This window comes from Ruegeria sp. SAZD011 (genome assembly GCF_059612545.1).
In genome coordinates, this window is record NZ_JBXWQU010000026.1 from 82,997 (window position 1) to 103,563 (window position 20,567).

At 63.9% G+C, this 20,567-nt stretch carries 25 protein-coding genes and 1 tRNA gene; 12 read left to right on the top strand and 14 right to left on the bottom strand.

All coding sequences use genetic code 11. The annotated features are described in order from the left end of the window. The first annotated feature begins 25 nt into the window (after positions 1-25). Positions 26-1,231: a hypothetical protein gene (locus AC2FLM_RS13605; RefSeq protein WP_496858588.1), complete on the top strand. Its 1,206-nt coding sequence runs from the start codon at positions 26-28 to the stop codon at positions 1,229-1,231. A gap of 190 nt (positions 1,232-1,421) precedes the next feature. Here AC2FLM_RS13605 and AC2FLM_RS13610 read toward each other — a convergent pair whose 3' ends face one another. From AC2FLM_RS13610 to AC2FLM_RS13640, 7 genes are all read right to left on the bottom strand, one after another. Continuing rightward, on the bottom strand, positions 1,422-1,964 hold the full coding sequence (locus AC2FLM_RS13610) for an NADPH-dependent FMN reductase (RefSeq protein ID WP_496858590.1): 543 nt from the start codon (positions 1,962-1,964) through the stop codon (positions 1,422-1,424). Between the two features lie 120 nt (positions 1,965-2,084). Then, the gene (locus tag AC2FLM_RS13615; protein WP_496858592.1) at positions 2,085-2,423 is read right to left on the bottom strand and encodes a Rossmann-fold NAD(P)-binding domain-containing protein; all 339 of its coding nucleotides are present in this window, start codon (positions 2,421-2,423) and stop codon (positions 2,085-2,087) included. Between the two features lie 12 nt (positions 2,424-2,435). Then, positions 2,436-2,684 (bottom strand): NAD-dependent epimerase/dehydratase family protein, encoded by a 249-nt coding sequence (locus tag AC2FLM_RS13620; protein WP_496858594.1) that lies wholly within the window; start codon positions 2,682-2,684, stop codon positions 2,436-2,438. Between the two features lies 1 nt (position 2,685). Next, positions 2,686-3,042 carry a MerR family transcriptional regulator gene (locus AC2FLM_RS13625; protein ID WP_234144534.1) on the bottom strand — a complete coding sequence of 119 codons (357 nt, stop codon included), beginning with the start codon at positions 3,040-3,042 and terminating at the stop codon, positions 2,686-2,688. A gap of 153 nt (positions 3,043-3,195) precedes the next feature. Then, a complete protein-coding gene (locus tag AC2FLM_RS13630) occupies positions 3,196-3,861 on the bottom strand; it encodes a YiaD family glycine zipper/OmpA-like lipoprotein (RefSeq protein WP_234176237.1) in 666 nt (221 codons plus the stop codon). Between the two features lie 127 nt (positions 3,862-3,988). Continuing rightward, positions 3,989-4,687, bottom strand: coding sequence for a helix-turn-helix transcriptional regulator (locus AC2FLM_RS13635; protein ID WP_496858597.1), 699 nt, complete (start codon positions 4,685-4,687; stop codon positions 3,989-3,991). Positions 4,688-4,956: 269 nt separating this feature from the next. After that, on the bottom strand, positions 4,957-5,808 hold the full coding sequence (locus tag AC2FLM_RS13640) for a methylated-DNA--[protein]-cysteine S-methyltransferase (protein WP_496858599.1): 852 nt from the start codon (positions 5,806-5,808) through the stop codon (positions 4,957-4,959). Positions 5,809-5,929: 121 nt separating this feature from the next. On the opposite strand from AC2FLM_RS13640, the gene AC2FLM_RS13645 reads away from it, so the two are divergent. Genes AC2FLM_RS13645 through AC2FLM_RS13660 form a run of 4 tightly spaced genes read left to right on the top strand, consistent with a single transcriptional unit; the run spans position 5,930 to position 8,704 of the window. After that, complete coding sequence (locus tag AC2FLM_RS13645; protein WP_496858601.1) at positions 5,930-6,379, top strand: MarR family winged helix-turn-helix transcriptional regulator; 450 nt, start codon at positions 5,930-5,932, stop codon at positions 6,377-6,379. Between the two features lies 1 nt (position 6,380). After that, entirely contained in the window at positions 6,381-7,025 is a 645-nt protein-coding gene (locus AC2FLM_RS13650; protein WP_496858603.1) for a cysteine hydrolase family protein, read from the top strand. A gap of 51 nt (positions 7,026-7,076) precedes the next feature. Then, positions 7,077-7,721 (top strand): endonuclease III, encoded by a 645-nt coding sequence (nth, locus tag AC2FLM_RS13655; RefSeq protein ID WP_234137123.1) that lies wholly within the window; start codon positions 7,077-7,079, stop codon positions 7,719-7,721. Then, positions 7,718-8,704 carry an adenosine kinase gene (locus tag AC2FLM_RS13660; RefSeq protein WP_496858605.1) on the top strand — a complete coding sequence of 329 codons (987 nt, stop codon included), beginning with the start codon at positions 7,718-7,720 and terminating at the stop codon, positions 8,702-8,704. The genes nth and AC2FLM_RS13660 overlap by 4 nt, the downstream gene beginning before the upstream one ends. 111 nt (positions 8,705-8,815) lie before the next feature. Here AC2FLM_RS13660 and AC2FLM_RS13665 read toward each other — a convergent pair whose 3' ends face one another. After that, positions 8,816-9,325: a MarR family winged helix-turn-helix transcriptional regulator gene (locus tag AC2FLM_RS13665; protein ID WP_496858607.1), complete on the bottom strand. Its 510-nt coding sequence runs from the start codon at positions 9,323-9,325 to the stop codon at positions 8,816-8,818. Positions 9,326-9,408: 83 nt separating this feature from the next. Between AC2FLM_RS13665 and AC2FLM_RS13670 the strand changes: the two genes are divergently transcribed. Beyond that, positions 9,409-10,317 (top strand): EamA family transporter, encoded by a 909-nt coding sequence (locus AC2FLM_RS13670; RefSeq protein ID WP_496858609.1) that lies wholly within the window; start codon positions 9,409-9,411, stop codon positions 10,315-10,317. On the opposite strand, the gene AC2FLM_RS13675 is transcribed toward AC2FLM_RS13670, so the two are convergent. Continuing rightward, complete coding sequence (locus AC2FLM_RS13675; RefSeq protein WP_496858611.1) at positions 10,275-10,760, bottom strand: RNA pyrophosphohydrolase; 486 nt, start codon at positions 10,758-10,760, stop codon at positions 10,275-10,277. The genes AC2FLM_RS13670 and AC2FLM_RS13675 overlap by 43 nt on opposite strands. Positions 10,761-10,895: 135 nt before the next feature. On the opposite strand from AC2FLM_RS13675, the gene AC2FLM_RS13680 reads away from it, so the two are divergent. After that, the gene (locus AC2FLM_RS13680) at positions 10,896-12,923 is read left to right on the top strand and encodes an FAD-dependent oxidoreductase (protein ID WP_496858613.1); all 2,028 of its coding nucleotides are present in this window, start codon (positions 10,896-10,898) and stop codon (positions 12,921-12,923) included. A 141-nt stretch (positions 12,924-13,064) separates the two neighbouring features. Continuing rightward, the gene (locus AC2FLM_RS13685) at positions 13,065-13,694 is read left to right on the top strand and encodes a hypothetical protein (protein WP_496858614.1); all 630 of its coding nucleotides are present in this window, start codon (positions 13,065-13,067) and stop codon (positions 13,692-13,694) included. A 59-nt stretch (positions 13,695-13,753) separates the two neighbouring features. Here AC2FLM_RS13685 and AC2FLM_RS13690 read toward each other — a convergent pair whose 3' ends face one another. From AC2FLM_RS13690 to AC2FLM_RS13700, 3 genes are all read right to left on the bottom strand, one after another. Continuing rightward, complete coding sequence (locus AC2FLM_RS13690; RefSeq protein WP_496858616.1) at positions 13,754-14,098, bottom strand: antibiotic biosynthesis monooxygenase family protein; 345 nt, start codon at positions 14,096-14,098, stop codon at positions 13,754-13,756. Further along, complete coding sequence (locus AC2FLM_RS13695) at positions 14,095-14,418, bottom strand: NIPSNAP family protein (protein ID WP_496858618.1); 324 nt, start codon at positions 14,416-14,418, stop codon at positions 14,095-14,097. The genes AC2FLM_RS13690 and AC2FLM_RS13695 overlap by 4 nt, the downstream gene beginning before the upstream one ends. 78 nt (positions 14,419-14,496) lie before the next feature. After that, positions 14,497-14,937, bottom strand: coding sequence for a DUF4399 domain-containing protein (locus AC2FLM_RS13700; RefSeq protein ID WP_496858620.1), 441 nt, complete (start codon positions 14,935-14,937; stop codon positions 14,497-14,499). Positions 14,938-15,080: 143 nt separating this feature from the next. Here AC2FLM_RS13700 and AC2FLM_RS13705 point away from each other — a divergent pair, with 143 nt between their 5' ends. Together AC2FLM_RS13705 and AC2FLM_RS13710 are read left to right on the top strand one after the other, a co-directional pair. Continuing rightward, positions 15,081-15,989, top strand: a complete 909-nt coding sequence (locus AC2FLM_RS13705) for an AEC family transporter (RefSeq protein WP_496858622.1) — start codon at positions 15,081-15,083, stop codon at positions 15,987-15,989. A 154-nt stretch (positions 15,990-16,143) separates the two neighbouring features. Next, positions 16,144-17,049 carry a LysR family transcriptional regulator gene (locus tag AC2FLM_RS13710; protein WP_234137133.1) on the top strand — a complete coding sequence of 302 codons (906 nt, stop codon included), beginning with the start codon at positions 16,144-16,146 and terminating at the stop codon, positions 17,047-17,049. Between the two features lie 203 nt (positions 17,050-17,252). On the opposite strand, the gene AC2FLM_RS13715 is transcribed toward AC2FLM_RS13710, so the two are convergent. Continuing rightward, positions 17,253-17,328: transfer RNA gene (locus tag AC2FLM_RS13715), tRNA-Ala, on the bottom strand. A gap of 178 nt (positions 17,329-17,506) precedes the next feature. Then, positions 17,507-17,833 carry a TIGR02300 family protein gene (locus AC2FLM_RS13720; RefSeq protein WP_234144547.1) on the bottom strand — a complete coding sequence of 109 codons (327 nt, stop codon included), beginning with the start codon at positions 17,831-17,833 and terminating at the stop codon, positions 17,507-17,509. A gap of 100 nt (positions 17,834-17,933) precedes the next feature. On the opposite strand from AC2FLM_RS13720, the gene AC2FLM_RS13725 reads away from it, so the two are divergent. Together AC2FLM_RS13725 and AC2FLM_RS13730 are read left to right on the top strand one after the other, a co-directional pair. Next, positions 17,934-18,614, top strand: a complete 681-nt coding sequence (locus AC2FLM_RS13725; RefSeq protein WP_496858624.1) for a M48 family metallopeptidase — start codon at positions 17,934-17,936, stop codon at positions 18,612-18,614. A 63-nt stretch (positions 18,615-18,677) separates the two neighbouring features. After that, complete coding sequence (locus AC2FLM_RS13730; RefSeq protein WP_496858626.1) at positions 18,678-20,540, top strand: adenylate/guanylate cyclase domain-containing protein; 1,863 nt, start codon at positions 18,678-18,680, stop codon at positions 20,538-20,540. The last annotated feature ends 27 nt before the right edge of the window (positions 20,541-20,567 follow it).

Sequence of the window (20,567 nt, forward strand, 5' to 3'; positions counted from 1 at the left end):
ACCGGATCGCGGGAGGAGAGTGGCCATGTTCGCGGTTGCAGATACGGACAAGCTAGTTGACGACGCGGTGATCACCCCGGAGGCCGCGCGCGAGATCGAGGCGCGATCGCGGCAGGCGATGGTGACACTGGGTATCAACACGGTCCTGTGCCTGGGTATCCTGTCGGCGACGGGCGGGCTTGTCTTGTGGTTGCAGGATCCGCTGGCAGTGGCGGTGGTGGGGCTTTTGTTGCTGGCGGGCGGGTTTGGCATTCTATCGCGTGGCGGCGGCGACTTGCGGATGTTCGGCAATGCCGCGGCATTGATCGGGTCCGGGATGCTATGCGGCGGCGGCACGGCCGAGCTGGTGTCGAACCATCCGCAGATCGCGGGCCAGATGCTGAGTGTTCTGGGCGGGCTGATCATGGCCGGGGCGACACTTGCCTTTGTCCGTGATCTGGTGCGGGCGCCGTTTGTCACCGGGGCGGTCGCGCTGATGGGACTGGCGATGCATGTCGGCGGGCTGGGGTATCTGATTGCCGACAACGAGGTGTCGGGTCTGCCGGTCAGCCTGTTTTATCTTTATACGGCAGCTTTGCTGTTGGCGGGTGGATGGCTGCTGGACGTGCGGCTGATCACGGCGCTGGCCATCGTTCCCTTTGCCCAGATGCTGGATACCGGCACGTTTTATTTCCACGCGGCCTATGTGTTCTATTCGCCGGAATCGACGCTTTCGATCCTGCAAATGGCGGTGCTGCTGGCGGCCTGTCTCTGGGTCGCCGGGCGGTATGGCGAGCGTAGCGCGCGGCACGCGCGCATCCTGGCAATGCTGGGCTTTGTCGTTGCCAATCTTTGTGCGCTGGTTGGCTCGCTCTGGGGCGATGTGGTGGGCGAGACGATCTGGGGTCCGGCAGAGCCGACGGTCTGGACCGAAGACGCCTGGGATGCCTATTCCAGGGCGCGCGATGCCTTTCGCGACAGCGCGGTGGTCATTTCCGAGGGCATCTATTCGGTGCTGTGGGCGGGGGCGCTGGTGGCGCTGTTGTTCTGGTCGGCGCATCGCGGTAACCGGGGGCTGTTCAACGCCTCGCTCGTGTTCGGCGTGATCCACGCCTATACCCAGATGTTCGAAAGCTTTGGAGACGAACCGCTTGCCTATGTCATCGGCGGACTGGCCCTGATCCCGATCGCCTGGGGCATGTGGCGGTTTGATCGGTGGATCAAGGCACAGGCCGTTGATCCAATCGCCTAGGCCTGCAACACCCGGTCGGCAGGCCGGTCGATCGGACCGAAAAGGGGTGCGACAGCTGGTGCCAGATCGCCCTGCGCCCGAAGTTCGGACAAGACCGGGCTGTCCCGTGTTCAGTGCCTAGCTAGGCTGAAAGAGCCAGACTGGCGCGGCGGCCAAAGCCACGCCAGCCGGTATTAAGTCATATTTTGGTTCAACGCTGTGCCTCGGTCCGCAGCTTGTCCATCAGCGCCTGCAAAGTCTGGACATAGAGCGCGCTGGTCAGTTGGCCGTTCTCGTCGAACTGGTTGGAACTGTCGGCCAGATGCACCTCGGGGCCAGTCACAAGGCGCGGCTGGAACGGCACCATGAAGCCGCGCAGAACCGCCTGTGCACGCTCGCCCCCGGCCCGGCCACCTGCCGCTGACATCACTGCAACCGGCTTGTCAGCCCAGGGCTTGCCACTGGCCCGGCTGACCCAGTCGAGCGCATTCTTCAACGCGCCGGACGGCCCCTTGTTGTATTCCGGCGTCGATATGATCACCGCGTCCGCAGCAGCGATCTGATCGGCAAGGCGCTGAACAACCTCTGGAATGCCGTCGGCGGCTTCGTTGTCGCCATCGTAGAGAGGCAGGTTCAGATCGGCCTCGGTATAGCTCACCGGTCCGAAAAGCCGCGCCGCCTCGCGCAGCAGTTTGCGGTTGGTCGAGGCCGCGCGCAAGGCGCCGCTGAGGCCCAGCAGGGTGAGGTCGGTCATCGGGTTCTCCTGTTTCTGCGTCCCCTTTTACCTAGAGGGCAATCCCGCCGATCCAAACCCCTGACCCCGCGCAAGCGTTGTTCAAATATGCAGGGGTCCATGGGCGCGATCTGCCTTGGCTCAGCCGACGATGATCACCTGCCCGGTCAATGCGCCCTCGACGCTTTTGGCAAAGGCCCGGCCAACCCGACCGGCGGCCACCGGTTCATGGCCGGGAAACCACGCGCCATAGCGGGGAACAGAGGCATCCAGCAGACCGGGACTGACCACGTTGATCCGTTGCCGGCGTGGCATTTCGAGCGCCGCGCCCACGACAAATCCGCCAAGGGCGCCATTCGCGGTCGCCGCACCGGCGCCCATCGGGATCGGATCGCGGTCGAGTACGCCGCTTGTCAGCGTAAAGGACCCGCCTTCGACCACATGGTCGAACCCACCCAGCACCAGGTTGATCTGGCCCATCACCTTGTTTCGCTATCCGATCATGAAGGTCTCGCGCGTGAACTCACACAAGGCGCCGAAATGTACCTCTCCGGCTGTCGAGACCACCGCATCGACCATGCCAGTCCGGGCATACATCGCGGCGACCGACTGAGGGTCGGCAATATCGACCGTCACGTCACCCCGGCTGCGCCCGGCTCGAATAAGCTCGTGCCGACTGCCCAATTCCTTGCAAACCGCCCTGCCGACGTCGCCTTCGGCCCCAACCACAATGATCCGCATCTCATCCTCCTTCGATCTCGGAATATCTCTGCAACTTGTGCGCCAGCAGCGCGGCGCAGCGGTCAAGCGCGGCCCGGCGCAGTTCAAGGTTGGCGGCATGCTCCTGCAACATCCGGCGCCGCTCGGGGATGGTGGCATCGCCCTGCCGGTAGAGCTCGGCAAAGCGGCGCATCGCGCGCAGCTCCATCCCGGTTTCGCGCAAGGAGGCGAGCAGTCTGAGCCAGTCCGCCGTTTCCGGTGAAAACCGCCTCATCCCGTCAGCGCCGCGCGCAATCGGGGGCAGCAGCCCCGAACGCTCGTAGAAACGGATCGTGTCGATACTCAAACCGGATCTGGCGGCAGCCTCTGCAATCTTCATCCGCGATCTCCGCCGTTGGGTTTTCCCAAGCCTACCGCCCTTGAGTGGCTCCAGATCAAGCGGTTTCTGCGGATTGTTAAAGACACCGGCGGAAACGCGAAACCCCGCGCCTTGCGGGGCGCGGGGTTTGAGTGCCTGGGCTTGTTGCCCCGATCAGTTGCGCGGGATCACCACGATCTCGACACGCCGGTTCTGGGCCTTGCCCTCGGGCGTCAGGTTCGAGGCGATCGGGCTGTTCTCGCCCATGCCCAGAGTCGAGATCCGGTCATAGGTCACGCCGCCCGCCTGCAGGATGTCGGCCACGGCGCCAGCGCGCCGCTCGGACAGACCCTGGTTATAGGCAGCCTCGCCGTCGCTGTCGGTATGGCCGATGACCTGCACCGTCGATTTCGGATAGCGGACCAGATGCGCCGCGACCTTTTGCAGATCCGACCGCAGGGCCGGACGCACCGTGGCGCTGTCGGTGTCAAACGTGATGTCGTTCGGCACGCTCACAACCAGACGGTCGCCGGTATTGGTGATGGTGATGCCGTCATTGGCCAGTTCCTGACGCAGTTCGGCGGCCTGCTTGTCCAACTGGTTGCCGATCAATCCGCCACCGGCGGCCCCGATGGCCGCACCGGCCAGTGCACCCAGGCCGGGATTGGAATCGTTGGCGATGGCACCAACACCGGCCCCGAGGATACCGCCGATCAGCGCGCCCTGCTTGGCCTGCCGATTAGGGTCGGTATTGGTGCTGAGCGAGGCCGGGTCTGTGCAGGCGCCCAGCGCCAGAACGACTGCCAGCCCGGTGGCGAGTGTAAGTTTTGTCTTGGTCATGGGTTCACCTTCTGCTCCTGGTCCCGATTGCCGCGGGATTTGTTGCTTTTGCCCCAAGTATATCACTGGGCGGGCCGGTACAAACAAGCAACAAAGCGGTGAAATCGGCGGTTCCTTGCGCATCGCCCTACCGCGCGCTGGCCGTGGCGGCCTCGTCCCAGCGGCTTTGATCCTGCCAGAGCTGGCGCAGGGCCTTGGCCTGCGGGGCAAAGCTGTCGGGCAACAGGTCGCAGGCCCAGATCCGGTCGGTGCGGAAATTGCGAAACCCCTGCCGCAACTCGCACCAACCCGCCAGCATGGTGCAGTCGAGGTGATAGATCAGGCCGACCGGGCGCAGCACGCGCTGTGTCCGGGCGCCCTCTCCGCTGCGATACTCTATCCTGAGCTTGCGCGCCTCACGAACGGCCGTGCGCAGCAGTGCGATGGGGGTACAGCCCTGCCCGGGATCGTCGGCGGGCGCGCCCCAGGGCGCCACCCGCAGCCAGTCGGCCGGATCGTGCAGCGCGTCGATCTTGGCGCAAACCCGTTCTGCGGCCTGTTGCAGGGCGCTGTCGCCGGTGCGGGCCAGCATCGAGAGGCCGACGCGCAGCGCCTCGACCTCTTCCTGGTCGAAGTTGAGCGGCGGCAGGTCATAGCCGCCGCGCATAACGTAACCCAGGCCCGCCGCGCCCTCGATCGGGGTGCGCATGGCCTGAAGCGCCGCGATATCGCGATAGACGGTGCGGGCCGAGACCTCGAGCCGCGCGGCCAGATCCTCGGCGGTGATGGGTGCGGTGGCGGCGCGCAGGAGCTGGATGATTTCGAACAAACGGGTGGAGCGGCGCATGGGATCCTCTGGAACACTGCTGACACCTTAGCACAGCCCCCTGACAACGGGGTGTCAGCAGGGTTGCGGTCTGATGGCGGGCGTATCGACAGCCATAGGAGACCGACCATGCCAAGCCGCGACCACCATGTCCTGATGGCCCTCAGACTGGAGCGTTGGAGCAAGCCCAAAACACTGCGCAATTGGGAGACCGAGAGAGGGCTTGCCGCCCGGCGCGCGGTCCCGTCGAGGCGGTTGCATCTGTTGCGCTGGATGGCAGCGCGCTGGCGCTAGGCCTCGCTGCGGGCCGCTTCCCAGGCCAGCATGGCACGTTTCACCGGCAGACCCCAGTGATAGCCGCCCAGTCCGCCGGATTTGCGCAGGGCGCGGTGGCAGGGGATCAGCCAGCTGACCGGGTTGCGCCCCACCGCCGTGCCCACCGCGCGCACCGCGCGCGGCTGTCCGATGGACTGGGCCAGTTCGCCATAGGTGGTGACCTGGCCCGAAGGGATGCGCAAGAGCGCCTCCCAGACCTTGATCTGCAAGGGCGCACCGATCAGGTAGAGCGGCACCGGCTCCAGCCGGTCGCTGGCGGCGCCAAAGGCACTGAGCGCCCAAGGGCGCAGGCGCATCGGGTCCTCGACGAAGGTGGCCTGTGGCCAGCGCGACAGCAGATCCTCCATCGTGGCCTCGGGGCCCGCCTCGGCGGCGAAGCCGATGCCGCAGATGCCGCGCTCGGTTCCCATGACCAGTGCGGGACCAAAGGGGCTTTCGAACCAGCCCCAGTAGATCGTCAGATCCGCGCCCTTGCGGGCATAGTCGCCGGGGCTCATCGCCTCCCACCGGACGAAGAGGTCGTGCAGGCGCCCGGTGCCCGAGAGACCGACATTCTGGGCCGCCTCCAACAGCGTGAACCGTTCCTCAAGCAGCGCCTTGGCATGGCCCAGCGTCAGGTATTGCTGGTATTTCTTGGGCGAGACCCCGACCCAGCGCGAAAAGACGCGCTGGAAATGCGCGGGGCTCATGTTCATCCGGGCGGCCAAATCGTCCAGCGACATGCTCTCGCCGCCTGCGTCGATCAGCTCGATCGCGCGGCGGATGACGCCATAGTGATAGCCCTCTTCCATCGTCTGAACATTCATGTCGCACCTCTTTGTCTGAACTGGAGAGTAGCGCGCGGGCGCCGTTGTCGCGACCCGGAACCTGTGCAAATATTTGTCAACTGAGTTGACGAATCGTGCCGTCCGGTCCAGTACTATGGGCATGACACGTGAACCCGATCAGCTTTATCAGGCGGTACAGGCCACGCGGCCGCTGTTGCGCAACATCACGGCAGCGGTGGAGCGGGGGAGTATGCGCGAGGGCGTAACCGTGGGACAGCGCGCCATTCTTGAAGGTCTGTCGCTGGCTCCCGGCGCCACGGCGCCGCAACTGGGCGCCACGTTGCAGATGAAGCGGCAATATATCTCGCGCATCCTGCAAGAGGTGCAGCGCGCCGGGCTGATCGAGCGGCGCGCAAATCCCGAACACGCGCGGTCCCCCCGCTATTGGCTGACCCCGAGGGGGGAGGCCATCATCACAGCGATCCGGGCGGATGAGATGGAGAAGCTGGCGCTTTTCTCCGAGGGGTTCTCACCCGCCGAGCTTGCCGCCCATCACAAAGTGCAGCTTGCCCTGACCCGGTTCTTTGCAGACTTGGCCAAGGAGGCCTGACATGTCCGTTCTCTGGATTTTCGCCGCCGGGATCGTGATCGCGGCTCTCTATGTCCGGCTGGAGATCCGCAAGATCGGCACTCCGACCAAAGGTCCTGTGATCGACCGCGCTGTGCGTCCGGAAACCGCGCTGCTGGTGATCGACATGCAGACCGATTTCACCTCGCTGCCTGTGTGGCAATCCGCGCAGTTGGAAATCGCGATGGAGAATGTCGGAACAGCGGTGGATGCGGCGCGGTGGGCGGGGATGTCGGTGATCGCGATCCGGCAGGTGTACAAGGCCGGGCTGGCCCGGCTGTTGAACGGCTGGTTCAATCAGGGGCGCGGCAATGCCGGGTCGGCGGGCATCGGGCTGGACCCGCGCCTGGGACTGGTGCCTGATATCGGGTTCGAGAAATCCATGGGTGATGCCTTTTCCGAACCCGCGTTGGAGCGATATCTGGAGGAAAACCGGATCGGCACCCTGATCCTGACCGGTCTGGATGGCTGTCACTGTGTCAAGAACACTGCGTTTGGCGCTCTGAACCGGGGATATGCGGTGCGGATCGATCCCAAGGCAGTGCTGGCGGCCAATGAGGTCGAATGGTCAAAGGTACAGCAAAACCTGACGGCAGCCGGGGCGGAATTGGGCGCGACGGCGGCCTAGGCGCTGCCTTTTCAATTGCGGGGGAGTGTCTGTCAGGGCATTAAGGCCCGGATGGCAAAGCAACTCGATTACCACACGATCCGCGAGATCTTTACCCGGTTTCAGGCCGCCGATCCCGAACCCAAGGGCGAGCTGGAGCATGTGAACGCCTATACGCTGGTGGTGGCGGTCGCGCTGAGCGCGCAGGCCACCGATGCGGGCGTGAACAAGGCCACCCGCGAATTGTTCAAGATCGCCGACACGCCGGAAAAGATGCTGGCGCTGGGCGAAGAGGGCGTGACCGAGCATATCAAGACCATTGGCCTGTTCCGTCAGAAGGCCAAGAACGTGATCAAGCTGAGCCGCATCCTTGTCGAGCAATATGGCGGCGAGGTGCCCAATTCGCGCGCCGCGCTGCAATCGCTGCCCGGTGTCGGGCGCAAGACCGCCAATGTGGTGCTGAACATGTGGTGGCGCATCCCGGCGCAGGCGGTGGACACCCATATCTTTCGCGTCGGCAACCGTACCGGCATCTGTCCGGGCAAGGATGTGGACGCGGTCGAACGCGCCATCGAGGACAATATCCCGGCCGATTTCCAGCAGCACGCGCATCACTGGCTGATCCTGCACGGCCGTTACCATTGCAAAGCCAGAAAGCCGATGTGCGGCACCTGCCTCATACGTGATCTGTGCCAATTCGAGGACAAGACCCTATGAAGACCTACGATGTCGTTGGCATCGGCAATGCCGTTGTCGATGTGATCTCGCAAGCCGATGACAGCTTTCTCGACCTGATGGGAATCGAGAAAGGCATCATGCAGCTGATCGAGCAGGAGCGCGGCGAGGTGCTCTATGCCTCGATGAAGGAGCGGGTGCAGACGCCGGGCGGTTCGGTTGCCAACACCATTGCCGGCGCGGGCGCGCTGGGTCTGGATACGGCGTTTATCGGGCGGGTGCGCGACGATGCGCTGGGCCATTTCTATGCCGATGCGATGAATGAGGGCGGTATCGACTTCGTCAACCCGCCGGTGGCGGGCGATCTGGCGACCTCGCGGTCGATGATCTTTGTCTCGCCCGATGGCGAGCGGTCGATGAACACCTATCTGGGTATCTCGACCACGCTAAGCTCGGCGGATGTGCCCGAGCAGGTGACGGGCAATGCCAAACTGATGTTCCTCGAAGGCTATCTGTTCGACCACGATGCCGGGAAATCCGCGTTTCGCGAGGCGGCGCGGGCAACCCGCGCGGCGGGCGGCAAGGCGGGGATCGCGATTTCCGATCCCTTCTGTGTCGACCGGCACCGCGCCGATTTCCTGTCGCTGATCCAGCACGATCTGGATTTCGTGATCGGCAACGAGGCCGAAATCCAGTCGCTGTTCGAAAGCGACCATCTGGACGATGCGCTGATGCTGACCTCGGGCATCTGCCCGCTGGTGGTCTGCACCCGTTCGGGCGACGGGGTGACGGTGATGGACGGCACGGTGCGCATCGACGTGCCGGTGGAAAAGGTGGTGCCGGTGGATGCCACCGGCGCGGGCGACCAGTTCGCCGCGGGCTTCCTGTTTGGCATGGCCACGGGCCGCGATTACGAGACCTGTGCCCGGATCGGCAATGTCTGCGCGCGCGAGGTGATCGGCCATATCGGCCCGCGCCCCGAAACGAACATGGTCGAGCTGCTGAAGGAAAACGGGCTGCTCTGAGTTCGGGCTCGGGAGGGGCGCTGCCCCTCTTGCCCTGCGGGCAATTCACCCCGGAGTATTTTCGACCAGAAAGAAGCAGAGGCTGAGGCTGGGAGTCCTCCGGAGTTCCGGCTACACCTGAGCGGCGCGCGCGTTTGCAGTCTCGGCGCTGTGAAGTGCCTTGGCCAGCAGGGTGGACAGAGCCGCTTGTTCCTCTGTCGTCAATCCCTCCAAGAGCTGCGCCTGCGTCGCCACATGGGCGGCCATCATCTCGTTGATCAGGGTCAGCCCCCTGGGGGTGAGCGCAATGATCACGCTGCGGCTGTCATCGGGGTTCTTGCGGCGTTCGACCAGTCCGTCCTGTTCCAGCCGGTCGATCCGGTTGGTCATGGTCCCTGAGGCGACCATGGTGGCATCGAGCAGCGCGCCGGGGGAAAGCGCATAAGGCGGACCCGAGCGCAAGAGCGTGGCCAGAACGTCGAACTTGGCCGCGTTCAGCCCGTTGCGGGCAAAGTTTTCCTGCATCCCCTGTCCAAAAGCCATCGACAGCCGCGCGACCCGGCCGATCACCGCCATTGCCCGCGTGTCGAGGTCGGGGCGCTCGGCCGCCCATTGCCGGGTGATAAGGTCTACATGATCCATGATCCGGGTTATTTCGTCGATTTATCTTGACGTCAAGATAAATGATGTTATCTCGACGTCGAGATAAATTGATGAGGCCCCCTATGTCACGGACAACGGATATCGCCCTGACCGCAATCGCCCCGGCCATCTGGGGCAGTTCCTATATCGTCACCACCCAGTTCCTGCCCGCGCATTCGCCTTTTGTCGTGGCGCTGCTGCGGGCGCTGCCTGCTGGGTTGCTTTTGATGCTGCTGGTGCGTCAATTGCCGCCTCGGGCCTGGATCGGGCAGTTGCTGATCCTGGGCGCGCTGAACTTTGCGGTGTTCTGGTCGCTGCTCTTTGTTGCCGCCTATCGCCTGCCGGGAGGGGTGGCCGCGACGGTGGGCGCGGTACAGCCGCTGATCGTCGTTTTCCTGTCAGCGGTGGCGCTGGGCACACAGATACGGCTGAGAGCGGTGCTGTCAGCCTTGGCGGGGGTCGTCGGCGTGGCGCTGCTGCTGTTGGGTCCCGAGGCGCGGCTGGATACGGTAGGCGTGCTGGCCGGGCTGGGCGGCGCGCTGTCGATGGCGGTGGGCGTGGTGCTGACCCGCAAATGGCGGCCCGATGTGCCGCTGGTCACATTCACCGCCTGGCAGTTGACCGCCGGTGGTCTGTTGATGATCCCGGTGGCCTGGCTGGCCGCGCCCGATTGGCCCGGCTTGAGCCTGATCAATCTGGCCGCGCTGACCTGGCTCAGCCTGATCGGCGGTGCGCTGACCTATATCCTGTGGTTTCGCGGTCTGGCGCGGATCGAACCGGCAGCGGTCTCGCTGCTCGGCATCCTCAGCCCGTTGACGGCGGTGATCCTGGGCTGGCTGGCGCTGGGCGAATCCCTGAGCCCGGTTCAGGGGTTGGGCGCGATCATCGTGCTGGGCGCGGTGTGGATCGGGCAGCGCCCGGCGGACGCGCCCCGACGACTGCGCTTTGCTCAGCCCAGATGCGGGGCAAAGGCCGCAACGACGCGCTCGTAGACGTCACGCTTGAACGGCACGATCTCGGCCACCAGACGGTCGGGGTCTTGCCATTTCCAGCGGCTGAATTCGGGGTGGTCGGTTTCCAGGTCAATCTGATCGTCGTGGCCCAGAAAGCGGAACAGGTACCATTTCTGCTCCTGCCCGCGATAGCGCCCCTTCCAGATGCGCGGCACAAGGTCATGCGGCAGGTCGTAGGGCAGCCAGCCCTCGGTTTCTGCCACCCTTTCGACCAGATCCGCTGTCACGCCAGTCTCTTCCCATAGCTCGCGCAGGGCGGCCTCATAAGGGTCCTCGTCCTCGTCCACCCCGCCTTGGGGCATCTGCCAGGCATCGGTGTTCTGGTCCATGCGTTGGCCGACAAAGACGAACCCATCGCCATTCATCAGGACCACGCCCACGCAGGGGCGATAGGGCAGCGCGGCAATCTGTTCGGGTGTCATCCGGGGCCTTTCATTGCGGTTGGCCCTGTCTATCAAGCGACGTTACGGCGGCAAAGGGGGTGACGTCGGGTTTCGCGTGACAGGGGCGCGGGCTAGGGTGATCCTGCCCGTCAAATCCGAGGGAGAGTAATTCCGATGACTGCGTACCCACATATGCTTGCGCCGCTTGATCTGGGCTTTACCACGCTGAAGAACCGCGTGCTGATGGGCTCGATGCATACCGGGCTGGAAGAGACCCGCGACTGGAACCGGGTGGCCGAATTCTATGCCGATCGCGCGCGGGGGGGCGTGGGGCTCATGGTGACCGGCGGTATCGGTCCGAACATGGAAGGGTCTGTCCTGCCGGGGGCGGCGATGATGACCAGCGACAAGGATGTCGCGAACCACTCCATCGTCACCGCCCGGGTGCATGAGGCGGGCGGTAAGATCGCGATGCAGATCCTGCATGCGGGGCGCTATGCCTATGGGCCGAAATGCGTGGCACCCAGCCCGGTGAAATCGCCGATCTCTCCGTTCCCGCCGACCGAGCTGGACGAGGAAGGGATCGAGAAGCAGATCGGCGATATCGTCAATGCCGCGGTGCTGGCGAAGCAGGCGGGCTATGACGGGGTCGAGATCATGGGGTCCGAAGGCTACTTCCTGAACCAGTTCCTGGTCACCCATACCAACAAGCGCACCGACCGCTGGGGCGGGTCTTATGAAAACCGGATGCGCCTGCCGATCGAGGTGGTGCGCCGGACCCGCGAGGCGGTGGGCACTGATTTCATCATCATCTATCGCCTGTCGATGATCGACCTTGTTCCCAATGGCTCGACCTTCGACGAGGTGGTGCAGCTGGCGAAAGAGATCGAAAAGGCCGGGGCCACCATCATCAATACCGGTATCGGCTGGCACGAGGCGCGGATTCCGACGATTGCCACCAGCGTGCCGCGCGCGGCCTTTGCATGGGTCACGAAAAAGCTGATGGGGCAGGTGTCGATCCCGGTGATCACCTCGAACCGGATCAACACGCCCGAAGTGGCCGAGGACGTGCTGGCAACCGGCTGCGCCGACATGGTGTCGATGGCCCGCCCGATGCTGGCGGATGCGGATTTCGTCAACAAGGCGGCAGCAGGACAGGGCGACCGCATTGCCCCCTGCATTGCGTGCAACCAGGCCTGTCTGGATCATACGTTTGGCGGCAAGCTGACCTCGTGCCTGGTGAACCCGCGCGCCTGTCATGAAACCGAACTGGTGGTGGAGAAGGCGGCGGCGCCCAAGAAGGTTGCCATCGTGGGCGCCGGTCCTGCGGGCCTGTCGACGGCGATCACCGCCGCGCAGCGCGGCCATGCGGTGACCGTGTTCGACAAGTCGGACGAGATCGGCGGTCAGCTGAACATGGCCAAGCAGGTGCCGGGCAAGGAAGAGTTCTGGGGGCTCGTGGACTGGTACCGGGTGATGCTGGCCGATCTGGGTGTGACCCTGAAACTGGGCCAGGCGGTAGGCGCCGATGATCTAAGCGGATTTGACGAGGTGGTGATCGCCACGGGCGTCAGCCCGCGCGATCCGGCGATCCCGGGACAGGACCGGGCCAATGTGCTGAGCTATATCGATGTGCTGCGCCACAAGAAGCCGGTGGGCAAGCGGGTCGCCGTGATCGGTGCCGGAGGCATCGGGTTCGACGTCTCCGAGTTCCTGCTGGAAGAGGGCCACAGCCCGGCGACCGACCTGCCGCTGTGGATGAAGGAATGGGGCGTGACCGATCCGGGCGAGCATCGCTCGGGCCTGGCGCCCGAGGGGCCGCAGCCCGCCAAGCCCGAGCGCGAAGTGACGCTGTTGCAGCGCAAGGCCAAGGCGCATGGCAAGGACCTGGGCAAGACGACAGGCTGGATCCACCGCGCGACGCTGAAGATGAAGGGTGTCAATTTCGTGGGCGGCGTCAACTACGAGAAGATCGACGACGACGGTCTCCATGTCAGCTTTGGCGAGGCGCGCGAGAACCCGACGGTGATCGCCTGCGACACCGTGGTTCTGTGTGCCGGTCAGGTCTCGGACCGGTCGCTGGCGGATGCGCTGGAGGCCAAGGGCGTGCCCTGCCATGTGATCGGCGGGGCGGACGTGGCCGCCGAACTGGACGCCAAGCGCGCGATCAACCAGGGCACCCGGCTGGCGCTGTCGTTCTGATCGGGGCGATGGAGAGATTTTTCGTCGAAAAATCTCTGCCTCCGGCGGGAGTATTTGCAGCGAAATGAAGGGGCAAAGCGCTTGGGCCTTGGCTGGGTTTCATGGTAGCGTTCAGCCATTGGTTGCAAGGATTGAACGCTCATGTCGGAAAAAGCGCTTTATGAACCTCTCTCTGCCGGAGACCCACTGTTTTCGGGCTATCGGTTTCGCACCGGCGATGCAGGTGGCCCGCAGACCGAAGGGCTGGGTCTTGGCCTGGGCGGCGAGAACGGGCTGCAACCGGGCGATCCGGTTGCGCTCGATCAGCATTACGTGCGCGCGGTGGCCTTTACCCGCGAGGCCAGCGGCAAGGTCAGCTGGTTCAACAGCCTGTTCAGTGCGCAGGCCAGCGGCAAGTCGGTGGGCGTGTTGCAGGAGGCGAAATCCTTCATGGTTGGGACGGTCGATGGCCAACAGGTGGAGATCGGCGTTGCGGTTCTGTTGAAGATCGAGGCCACCAGTTTCAAATCGGATGCGCAGGTCTCGGTGGCCAATATCGCGGCCGAGGCGCAGCTGGGCCTGTCGCGGGCAGAGATGGAGATCAGCGTAAGGGGCTATACCGGGGCGCTGGGCGACATGCTGCCCGCGCCGAGCGGGGTCGACCTGACCTCGTACACCAAATATCTCGAAGCGTTCGAGCGCATCCAGAAACATGTGTTCGGGCCGGGCGGCGCGGCGCAGTATTCGCCGGTCGTTCTGGGCAAGCTGCGGGCCGGTGCCGGGGGCGATTGACCGTCACACGGATCGGACCGCGCCCCCTGTTGGTTGAAACGTCTGTTGCGCTGGTTGTTCTAGCCGTAGCTTGCGCGGCTGTCGTCGGGGGCCTGATCGCGGTCGGTCATGCCATAGTCGCGGATCACGCCCGCCACGCGCAGGCGGTAGTCGGCGAAGAGCGCCTCGCGCCCACGGGTCTGCGCGCCGCGATGGGCGGCAAGCTGACGCCAGCGGGTGACGGCCTCTTCATCCTCCCAGAACGACAGCGACAAGAGCTTGCCGGGAGTGGTGAGGCTCTGGAACCGTTCGACCGAGATGAAGCCCGGCATATCGTCAAGCAGGGCGCGCATCCGGCCTGCGAGATCGAGATAGGCGTCCTGTTGCCCGGGGGCGGGTTCGACTTCGAAGATGACGGCGATCATGTCGGCTCTCCATGCGGGGTGGAGACCAGTTTGAGCCATGTGCGGTCCTCGCGCAAAATGAACTTCTCGGTTTGGGCGAAGTCGTAGTTCTGGCGCCCCAGCGGATCGGCGGCGAGGCGGGCGCGATAGGCCTCGTATTCGGTCAGGCTCGGGATGTTGTAGATGCCATAGGCGAGGGTCGATGAGCCCTCGTGCGGGGCGTAGTAACCGATCAGGTCGGCGCCGCAACGCGGGATCGCCTGTCCCCAGGTGCGGGCGTAGCGTTCGAACTGGGCCCGTTTGGTCGGGTCGATATGGTAGCGGATGATGCAGGTCAGCATGGGGGTCCTTTCGTCTGGACCCCCGTCTTAGGGTAAAGATCGCGGGCGAGGGTTCGCCCGCGGCCGAAGTCTCGGTCCTTACTTCACCTCGATGGTGATCACCTCGGACACGATCGGGGTGCTGTGGGGCACATGGGTATGGTCTCCCATCACCAGTTGCAGCGTATGTTTGCCCGGTTCGAGGTCGAGCGTAACCTCGGTCTGGCCTTTGCCAAAATGGCGGTGGTGCTCATCGGCGGGAAGGGCGAATGTCAGCTCTTCGGCCCCGTCTTCGCCCTGACCCATCGGGGGGCGGTCGACCAGCAGGTGGTGATGACCGGTATTCTCGACCTCGGTCCCGGCGGGGGCGACGCCCATGCCGCTGAGACCGAAGATCACCGTGACCGGAGAGGCCACGGTATCGCCATCGGCGAGATTAGCGAAATAGACCCGCGCCTCGGGGTTGGCGGGGGTATCGCCGCCCGCCAGGGCTGCCGTCGCCAGAAGGCCGATACCAAATGCGGCAAGAAAGCTTTTCACAACCAGTTCCTCGTTGCTGAAACACTGGTGGCATCCTACGCGATCGCGGTTCCGGAATCGAACACGGATTACAGGCACACGTACTTGTGTATTGACCGGCAGAGACGCAAGGTCTGGCGCAATGGCTGGGAAATGGAGCGGGCATGATCACGACAATCCTGATGGGGCTGGTGCCCAGCTTTCTGATGGTTGGTCTGGGCGGCGCGGTGCGGGACCGGCTGACACCTGCGGCCTGGCAGGGGCTGGACAAGCTGAATTTCGAGGTCCTGTTTCCGGCCTTGCTGTTCTTTGCGGCCAGCAACCGGCCTATTGCAGTGCAGGATGTGATCCGCATCGGGCCGGCCGTTTGGACAGTGATGGGGCTTGCGTTGATGCTTGGTTACCTGGCCCGCCGAGCAGGCCCGGAGCGGTTTCTGGATTTTGCCGGGGCCTGGCAGACCACCTGGAGATTCAACAGCGCGATAGCCTTTGTCGCGGTACCAACGCTGCACCTGGCCGAAGTCGGTCAGATGGCGGTTGCCATCGGCATGGCGGTTCCGGTGGCCAATCTGCTGGCGGTCTCCGCCCTGTCGCGGGGCGGTAACCTGACCCTGTGGGCCACGGTGCAGAAAATCGCGCTCAACCCATTCTTGCTGGCCTCGGTCGCCGGGGTGGCGGTGGGCCTGTCGGGATACAAGATTCCGGATCCGATCCTTGCACCGGCGCAGATGTTGGCCCACGCCGCCATTCCGATCGCCCTGCTCTCGATCGGCGCCACCATGGACTGGCGAGCCCTGACCCGGCTTGATGTGTTCAACGGCTATCTCTGTTCGGTGCGGTTGCTCCTTACCCCTGCAACGGCGTGGCTGCTGTGCCGCTTGCTGGGGGCCGGTCCCGGTCTGGCGGCGGTGGTGATCCTGTTCGCGGCCCTGCCGACGGCATCGGCGGCACATGTTCTGGCGTCGGGTTTTGGTGCCGACCGCAGGCTGGTCGCAACGCTGATTGCCCAATCCACCCTGCTCAGCGCCGCGACCTTGCCATTTTGGATCTATGTAATCGGCATCAGTTTCTGAAAACTGCAACGGGCTTTCGCTATTGTTTCCCTGTTTCCCCGCCGCAAACGATCCGCGACAAAACCCCGATATTATCCCAGCTCTGCCCCGTTCTCGCCCAGATCTGCGCGGATAAGTGATCCTCAAGCAAGATCAATCAGCCGAGGAACCGAGCATGGACCGACTGACAGAAATGGAAGCTTTTGCCAATGTCGTGGACCAGGGCGGGTTCACCGACGCGGCCAAGAAGATGGGTATCTCGAAATCCGCGGTATCCAAACATGTTTCCAGTCTCGAAGCACGCCTTGGCGCCCGGCTGTTGAACCGGACCACGCGCCGGGTATCACCCACCGAAATCGGGCTGGCCTATTACGACCGCGCCCGCCGCGTGCTGAACGATGCCGGAGAGGCCGACGCGCTGGTGACCTCGATGCAATCGGCGCCCTCGGGGCTGCTGCGGATCTCGGTGGCTACCGATTTCGGCGTCAATCACCTGTCGCCGGTGCTGTCCGGGTTTCTAGCAGAGTTTCCCGATATCACCGTCAACATGGTCCTGAACAACCGCTATGTGGAACTGATTTCGGAAGGGTTCGACATGGCCGTCCGCATCGGTGAGCTGGAGGACAGCACCCTGCGTGCCCGCAAGCTGAGCGAAACGACCAAGCGAATGATCGCCAGCCCCAGCTATTTCGAGAAATACGGGCGCCCGCAAAAAATCGACGATCTGAACGAACACAAGCTGTTGCACTATTCCAGCCAGGCTTCGGGCAATGTCTGGAAGCTGACTGCGCCGTCGGGCGAGAAACGTCAGGTGCGCACCGCCGGCTGGCTGAGCGTGAACGACGGCCAGTCGCTGCTGAATGCTGCCATCTCGGGCCTCGGGATCGCCTATCTGCCCTGCTACCTGTTCGCCGATGCCATGGAACAGGGGCTGGTCGAGGATGCGATGCCGTCGCTGCCCGACGAAGTGCAGGGCATCTACGCGGTCTATCCGCCGGGCCGGTTCACCCAGCCCAAGGTGCGCGCCTTCATAGATTTCCTGGTCCATTCCTTTGCGGACAAGGGTCCGATGAACTGGTAATTCTCCCCGCTTGCTTCCCTTGGCAAGAAAACTGCCCCGCGCCCGGCGCGGGGTTTTTCTTGTGGAGCGGAGAGGCAAAACCGCACCGCCCTGTCACCCGTGAAAACGTGGAGAAGCAGCCAGGCAGTGGTGCAAACAGCAATGCCGAGGCGAACAACGGCTTGCTTCAAACAGAAAGGGGTCTGGATTTTTCGTAAGAAATCTGGTGGAGCCTAGGGGAGTCGAACCCCTGACCTCTTGCATGCCATGCAAGCGCTCTCCCAACTGAGCTAAGGCCCCGGACCGGCCAGCGAACATGCGCGTCGCTGCGGTGAGCGGACGTTTATGAGAGCGGCCGGGGGAGTGCAAGCGAAAAAACGGCGAAGTCGCAGATTTTCCCGCAGTTGGATACCGGCCGGCCGGGCACGAAAAAAGGGCGGGACAAAGCCCGCCCTGACTTACGCGCATCCGATCCGGTTCACTCGTCTTCCGAGGACATATCCTTGATGTCGTCCAGCGAAACGCTGTCCTCGTCATCATCGTCTTCAAGGATGTCATCATCCAGATCCATGTCGACAGAATCGTCATCGCTGTCGTCCAGCACGATTTCGTCGTCCTCCACGGTCTGGCGGGCTTTGCGGGTGGCGGCATCCTCGGCATCGGCAGCGATCATGCGGCCCTTGCCGAGATCGAGTTCGACAACCTCGCCCGTATAGGGGCTGACGATCGGATTCTTGTTCAGGTCATAAAACCGTTTGCCTGTGGTCGGGCAAACGCGCTTTACACCCCATTCTTCCTTGGGCATGTGAAATCCCCTTGATATCTGGTGAGTCGCAACGACGATTCCGGCCTCGTGCCACATGAGGTGCAGACTGTCAAAGCCTTTACGCCAGAGGGAGCGCGATATGGGGCAGCATCATCTGCCGGGACAACCACCGGTGCCGCTGACGCTCAGACGCTCGGCGCGTGCACGGCGGATAAGCCTGCGCATATCACAACTGGACGGGCGGGTCACGCTGACCCTGCCACCGGGTGTGCCCGAGCGCGAGGCCATCGACTTTGCCCACAGCAAGGCCGACTGGATTCGCGGACATCTGGCCCGGCATGCGCCCCGGCGGCAGCCCGGATATGGTGACGCGATTCCGATCGAGGGGGTCCCCACCCGTATCGTTCCGGCGACGGGGCGGCGGATCCAGCTGCGCCCGGGTCAGGTCGAGGTGCCATCGCAGGGAATGGAGGCGCGGCTGCACCGGTTCCTGCGCGAACTGGCGCGAGACCGGCTGGCAGCGGCCTGCGATTTCTATGCGGCCGAACTGGGCCAGACCTATAGCCGCATCACCCTGCGTGACACGCGTTCGCGCTGGGGGTCCTGCACCGCCGAGGGCGGGCTGATGTTCTCTTGGCGGCTGATTCTCGCGCCACCCTCGATCCTGCGCTATGTCGCCGCCCACGAGGTGGCGCATTTGGTCGAGATGAACCATTCCTCGCGGTTCTGGGGCACGGTCACCCGCATCCACGGACCCTATGAGGAACCGCGCCAGTGGTTGCGCGACAACGGCACCCAGCTTCACAGTTACCTCTTCTAACCCTGTTGGTCCGAACAGGGTGAGTTGCTAAGGTGACCTTGGGGAATGAGGGGTCGGGGCAGCATGACCGGACAGGAACAGCGACGGTTGGCAGCCATCATGATGCTGGATGTCGCCGGCTTTACCCGCCTGATGGGCGAGGACGAGTCGGGCACGCTGGCGCTTGTCCTGGATGCACGCCGCACCCATGTCGAACCTGCGCTGGCACGCCATGACGGGCGATTGGTCAAGTTGCTGGGCGACGGGGCACTGGCGGAATTCGCCAGCGTCACCAGCGCGCTTGATTGCGCACGCGAAATTCAGACCGCGATGCGGAACCATCCCCTGGAACTCAGGATCGGCATCAATCTCGGCGAAATCATTGTCGAGGATGACGACATCTATGGTGATGGGGTCAACGTCGCTTCGCGGATCGAGGGCCTGGCGCGTCCGGGCGGCATTGCCGTTTCGCACAGCGTCTTCGAGCAGGCCCGCAAACGGGGGGACCTGCGGTTTGTCGATGGCGGCAAGCATATGGTCAAGAACGTGGCCGAGCCGGTCGCGGTGTTTCACCTGACCACTGAAGACGGCGAAGGCGCGGTAGCCCCCAAGCGCCAAGGGCCTGCGCGGCGGCGACTTCAGCCTCTTTCAATCGTGGCAAGCGTCATCGCCGCCGCCGGTCTGGCCTTTGCCTTGCTGGGCCGGGACCTCGGCATTGGCGGGCACGACAGTGCAACGGTCGCTGTGCCGGAGGCGCAGGACCGGCCCTCGCTGGTTGTCCTGCCCTTCGCCAACCTCTCGGGCGATCCCGAGCAGACGTATTTCAGCGACGGTATGACCGACAACCTGATCAACGATCTCAGCCAGATCGGCGGCCTGCTGGTCATTGCCCGCAACACCAGCTTTTCCTTTCGCGACCGGCAAGAGGCGATGGACGCGCAGACCGTCCACAAGGTTCTGGGCGTGCGGTATGTGGTCGAAGGCAGCGTGCAGCGCGCCGGCGATCATGTCCGCATCAATGCCAATCTGGTCGATGGCACGACCGGGTTCCAATTGTGGGCCGGACGGCTGGACCGCGAGTTCAGCGATCTCTTCGCGCTACAGGATCAGGTCGCCTCGCAGATCATCGATGCGCTCAAGATCGAATTGACACAGGACCAGCGGCGGCGGTTGTCAAAGCGCCATACCGACAATCTGGAGGCCTATGATCTGTTCCTGCGCGCCTGGGAGGAGATCTGGAGGTTCAACGATGAATCGCGCAAGGCGGCCCAGGCCTACTTGTGGTCCACGCTGGATCTGGATCCGGATTTCGCGCTGGCAAAGGCTATCCTTGCAACCACCTATACCAATCGCACCGGCGTCTCGCTGACCGCCAGCGCCGAATCGCTGGAAACCGCGTATCGGCTCGCCCGTCAGGCGGTGACGATCGACCCCGAGTTGCCCGCCGTTCATGCCTCGCTGGGACTGGTTCACATGTTTCGCCGGGAATACGACAAGGCCGATGCCTCTTTCGCACAGGCGGTAAAGCTTGACCCGAACTATGCCGATGGTTTCGGAATGCAGGCCTGGAACTGGCATTACGCTGGTGAGCCGGAGCGCGCCCTGGCCGGGTTTGAGCACGCCATGCGCCTGAACCCGCGGGCGCCGTTTCCCTATCTGAATGCAATCGCCGAAGTGCATTTCAGCCTTGGCAACCTGGAAGCGGCGCTGGAGTGGAGCACCGAGGCGCTGGAAAGAAATCCCGAAGCGCTGCGCCAACGTCTGCTGCAAGGCGCGATCCTGACCGAGCTGGGCCAGATCGAGGATGCCGAATGGGAAGTGGTCGAGGCACTTGCGCTTCAACCCGGCATCACGATTGCCAACCTGCCCGATATCTATCCCTATCGCGAAGGTAGCACGCTCAACCGTCTGGAGCAGGCATTGCGCACCGCCGGCCTGCCGGAATGACAAGGTCGGCTTGACGCCGCTTGCGGA

What these genes read in the sequence shown, in the direction of transcription:
- AC2FLM_RS13625 (WP_234144534.1), bottom strand. Translation starts at nt 3,042, where the DNA reads ATGAAGATTGCAGAGGCTGCCGCCAGATCCGGTTTGAGTATCGACACG.
- AC2FLM_RS13695 (WP_496858618.1), bottom strand. Translation starts at nt 14,418, where the DNA reads ATGCTGACCTGCATCATCCGCTACCATATCGACCCGACCAAACGGGCC.
- AC2FLM_RS13710 (WP_234137133.1), top strand. Translation starts at nt 16,144, where the DNA reads ATGGACCGACTGACAGAAATGGAAGCTTTTGCCAATGTCGTGGACCAG.
- AC2FLM_RS13645 (WP_496858601.1), top strand. Translation starts at nt 5,930, where the DNA reads ATGACACGTGAACCCGATCAGCTTTATCAGGCGGTACAGGCCACGCGG.
- AC2FLM_RS13635 (WP_496858597.1), bottom strand. Translation starts at nt 4,687, where the DNA reads ATGCGCCGCTCCACCCGTTTGTTCGAAATCATCCAGCTCCTGCGCGCC.
- AC2FLM_RS13725 (WP_496858624.1), top strand. Translation starts at nt 17,934, where the DNA reads ATGGGGCAGCATCATCTGCCGGGACAACCACCGGTGCCGCTGACGCTC.
- AC2FLM_RS13730 (WP_496858626.1), top strand. Translation starts at nt 18,678, where the DNA reads ATGACCGGACAGGAACAGCGACGGTTGGCAGCCATCATGATGCTGGAT.
- AC2FLM_RS13620 (WP_496858594.1), bottom strand. Translation starts at nt 2,684, where the DNA reads ATGCGGATCATTGTGGTTGGGGCCGAAGGCGACGTCGGCAGGGCGGTT.
- AC2FLM_RS13675 (WP_496858611.1), bottom strand. Translation starts at nt 10,760, where the DNA reads ATGACACCCGAACAGATTGCCGCGCTGCCCTATCGCCCCTGCGTGGGC.
- AC2FLM_RS13615 (WP_496858592.1), bottom strand. Translation starts at nt 2,423, where the DNA reads ATGGGCCAGATCAACCTGGTGCTGGGTGGGTTCGACCATGTGGTCGAA.
- AC2FLM_RS13660 (WP_496858605.1), top strand. Translation starts at nt 7,718, where the DNA reads ATGAAGACCTACGATGTCGTTGGCATCGGCAATGCCGTTGTCGATGTG.
- AC2FLM_RS13650 (WP_496858603.1), top strand. Translation starts at nt 6,381, where the DNA reads ATGTCCGTTCTCTGGATTTTCGCCGCCGGGATCGTGATCGCGGCTCTC.
- AC2FLM_RS13630 (WP_234176237.1), bottom strand. Translation starts at nt 3,861, where the DNA reads ATGACCAAGACAAAACTTACACTCGCCACCGGGCTGGCAGTCGTTCTG.
- AC2FLM_RS13610 (WP_496858590.1), bottom strand. Translation starts at nt 1,964, where the DNA reads ATGACCGACCTCACCCTGCTGGGCCTCAGCGGCGCCTTGCGCGCGGCC.
- AC2FLM_RS13685 (WP_496858614.1), top strand. Translation starts at nt 13,065, where the DNA reads ATGTCGGAAAAAGCGCTTTATGAACCTCTCTCTGCCGGAGACCCACTG.
- nth (WP_234137123.1), top strand. Translation starts at nt 7,077, where the DNA reads ATGGCAAAGCAACTCGATTACCACACGATCCGCGAGATCTTTACCCGG.
- AC2FLM_RS13605 (WP_496858588.1), top strand. Translation starts at nt 26, where the DNA reads ATGTTCGCGGTTGCAGATACGGACAAGCTAGTTGACGACGCGGTGATC.
- AC2FLM_RS13690 (WP_496858616.1), bottom strand. Translation starts at nt 14,098, where the DNA reads ATGATCGCCGTCATCTTCGAAGTCGAACCCGCCCCCGGGCAACAGGAC.
- AC2FLM_RS13670 (WP_496858609.1), top strand. Translation starts at nt 9,409, where the DNA reads ATGTCACGGACAACGGATATCGCCCTGACCGCAATCGCCCCGGCCATC.
- AC2FLM_RS13665 (WP_496858607.1), bottom strand. Translation starts at nt 9,325, where the DNA reads ATGGATCATGTAGACCTTATCACCCGGCAATGGGCGGCCGAGCGCCCC.
- AC2FLM_RS13720 (WP_234144547.1), bottom strand. Translation starts at nt 17,833, where the DNA reads ATGCCCAAGGAAGAATGGGGTGTAAAGCGCGTTTGCCCGACCACAGGC.
- AC2FLM_RS13680 (WP_496858613.1), top strand. Translation starts at nt 10,896, where the DNA reads ATGACTGCGTACCCACATATGCTTGCGCCGCTTGATCTGGGCTTTACC.
- AC2FLM_RS13705 (WP_496858622.1), top strand. Translation starts at nt 15,081, where the DNA reads ATGATCACGACAATCCTGATGGGGCTGGTGCCCAGCTTTCTGATGGTT.
- AC2FLM_RS13640 (WP_496858599.1), bottom strand. Translation starts at nt 5,808, where the DNA reads ATGAATGTTCAGACGATGGAAGAGGGCTATCACTATGGCGTCATCCGC.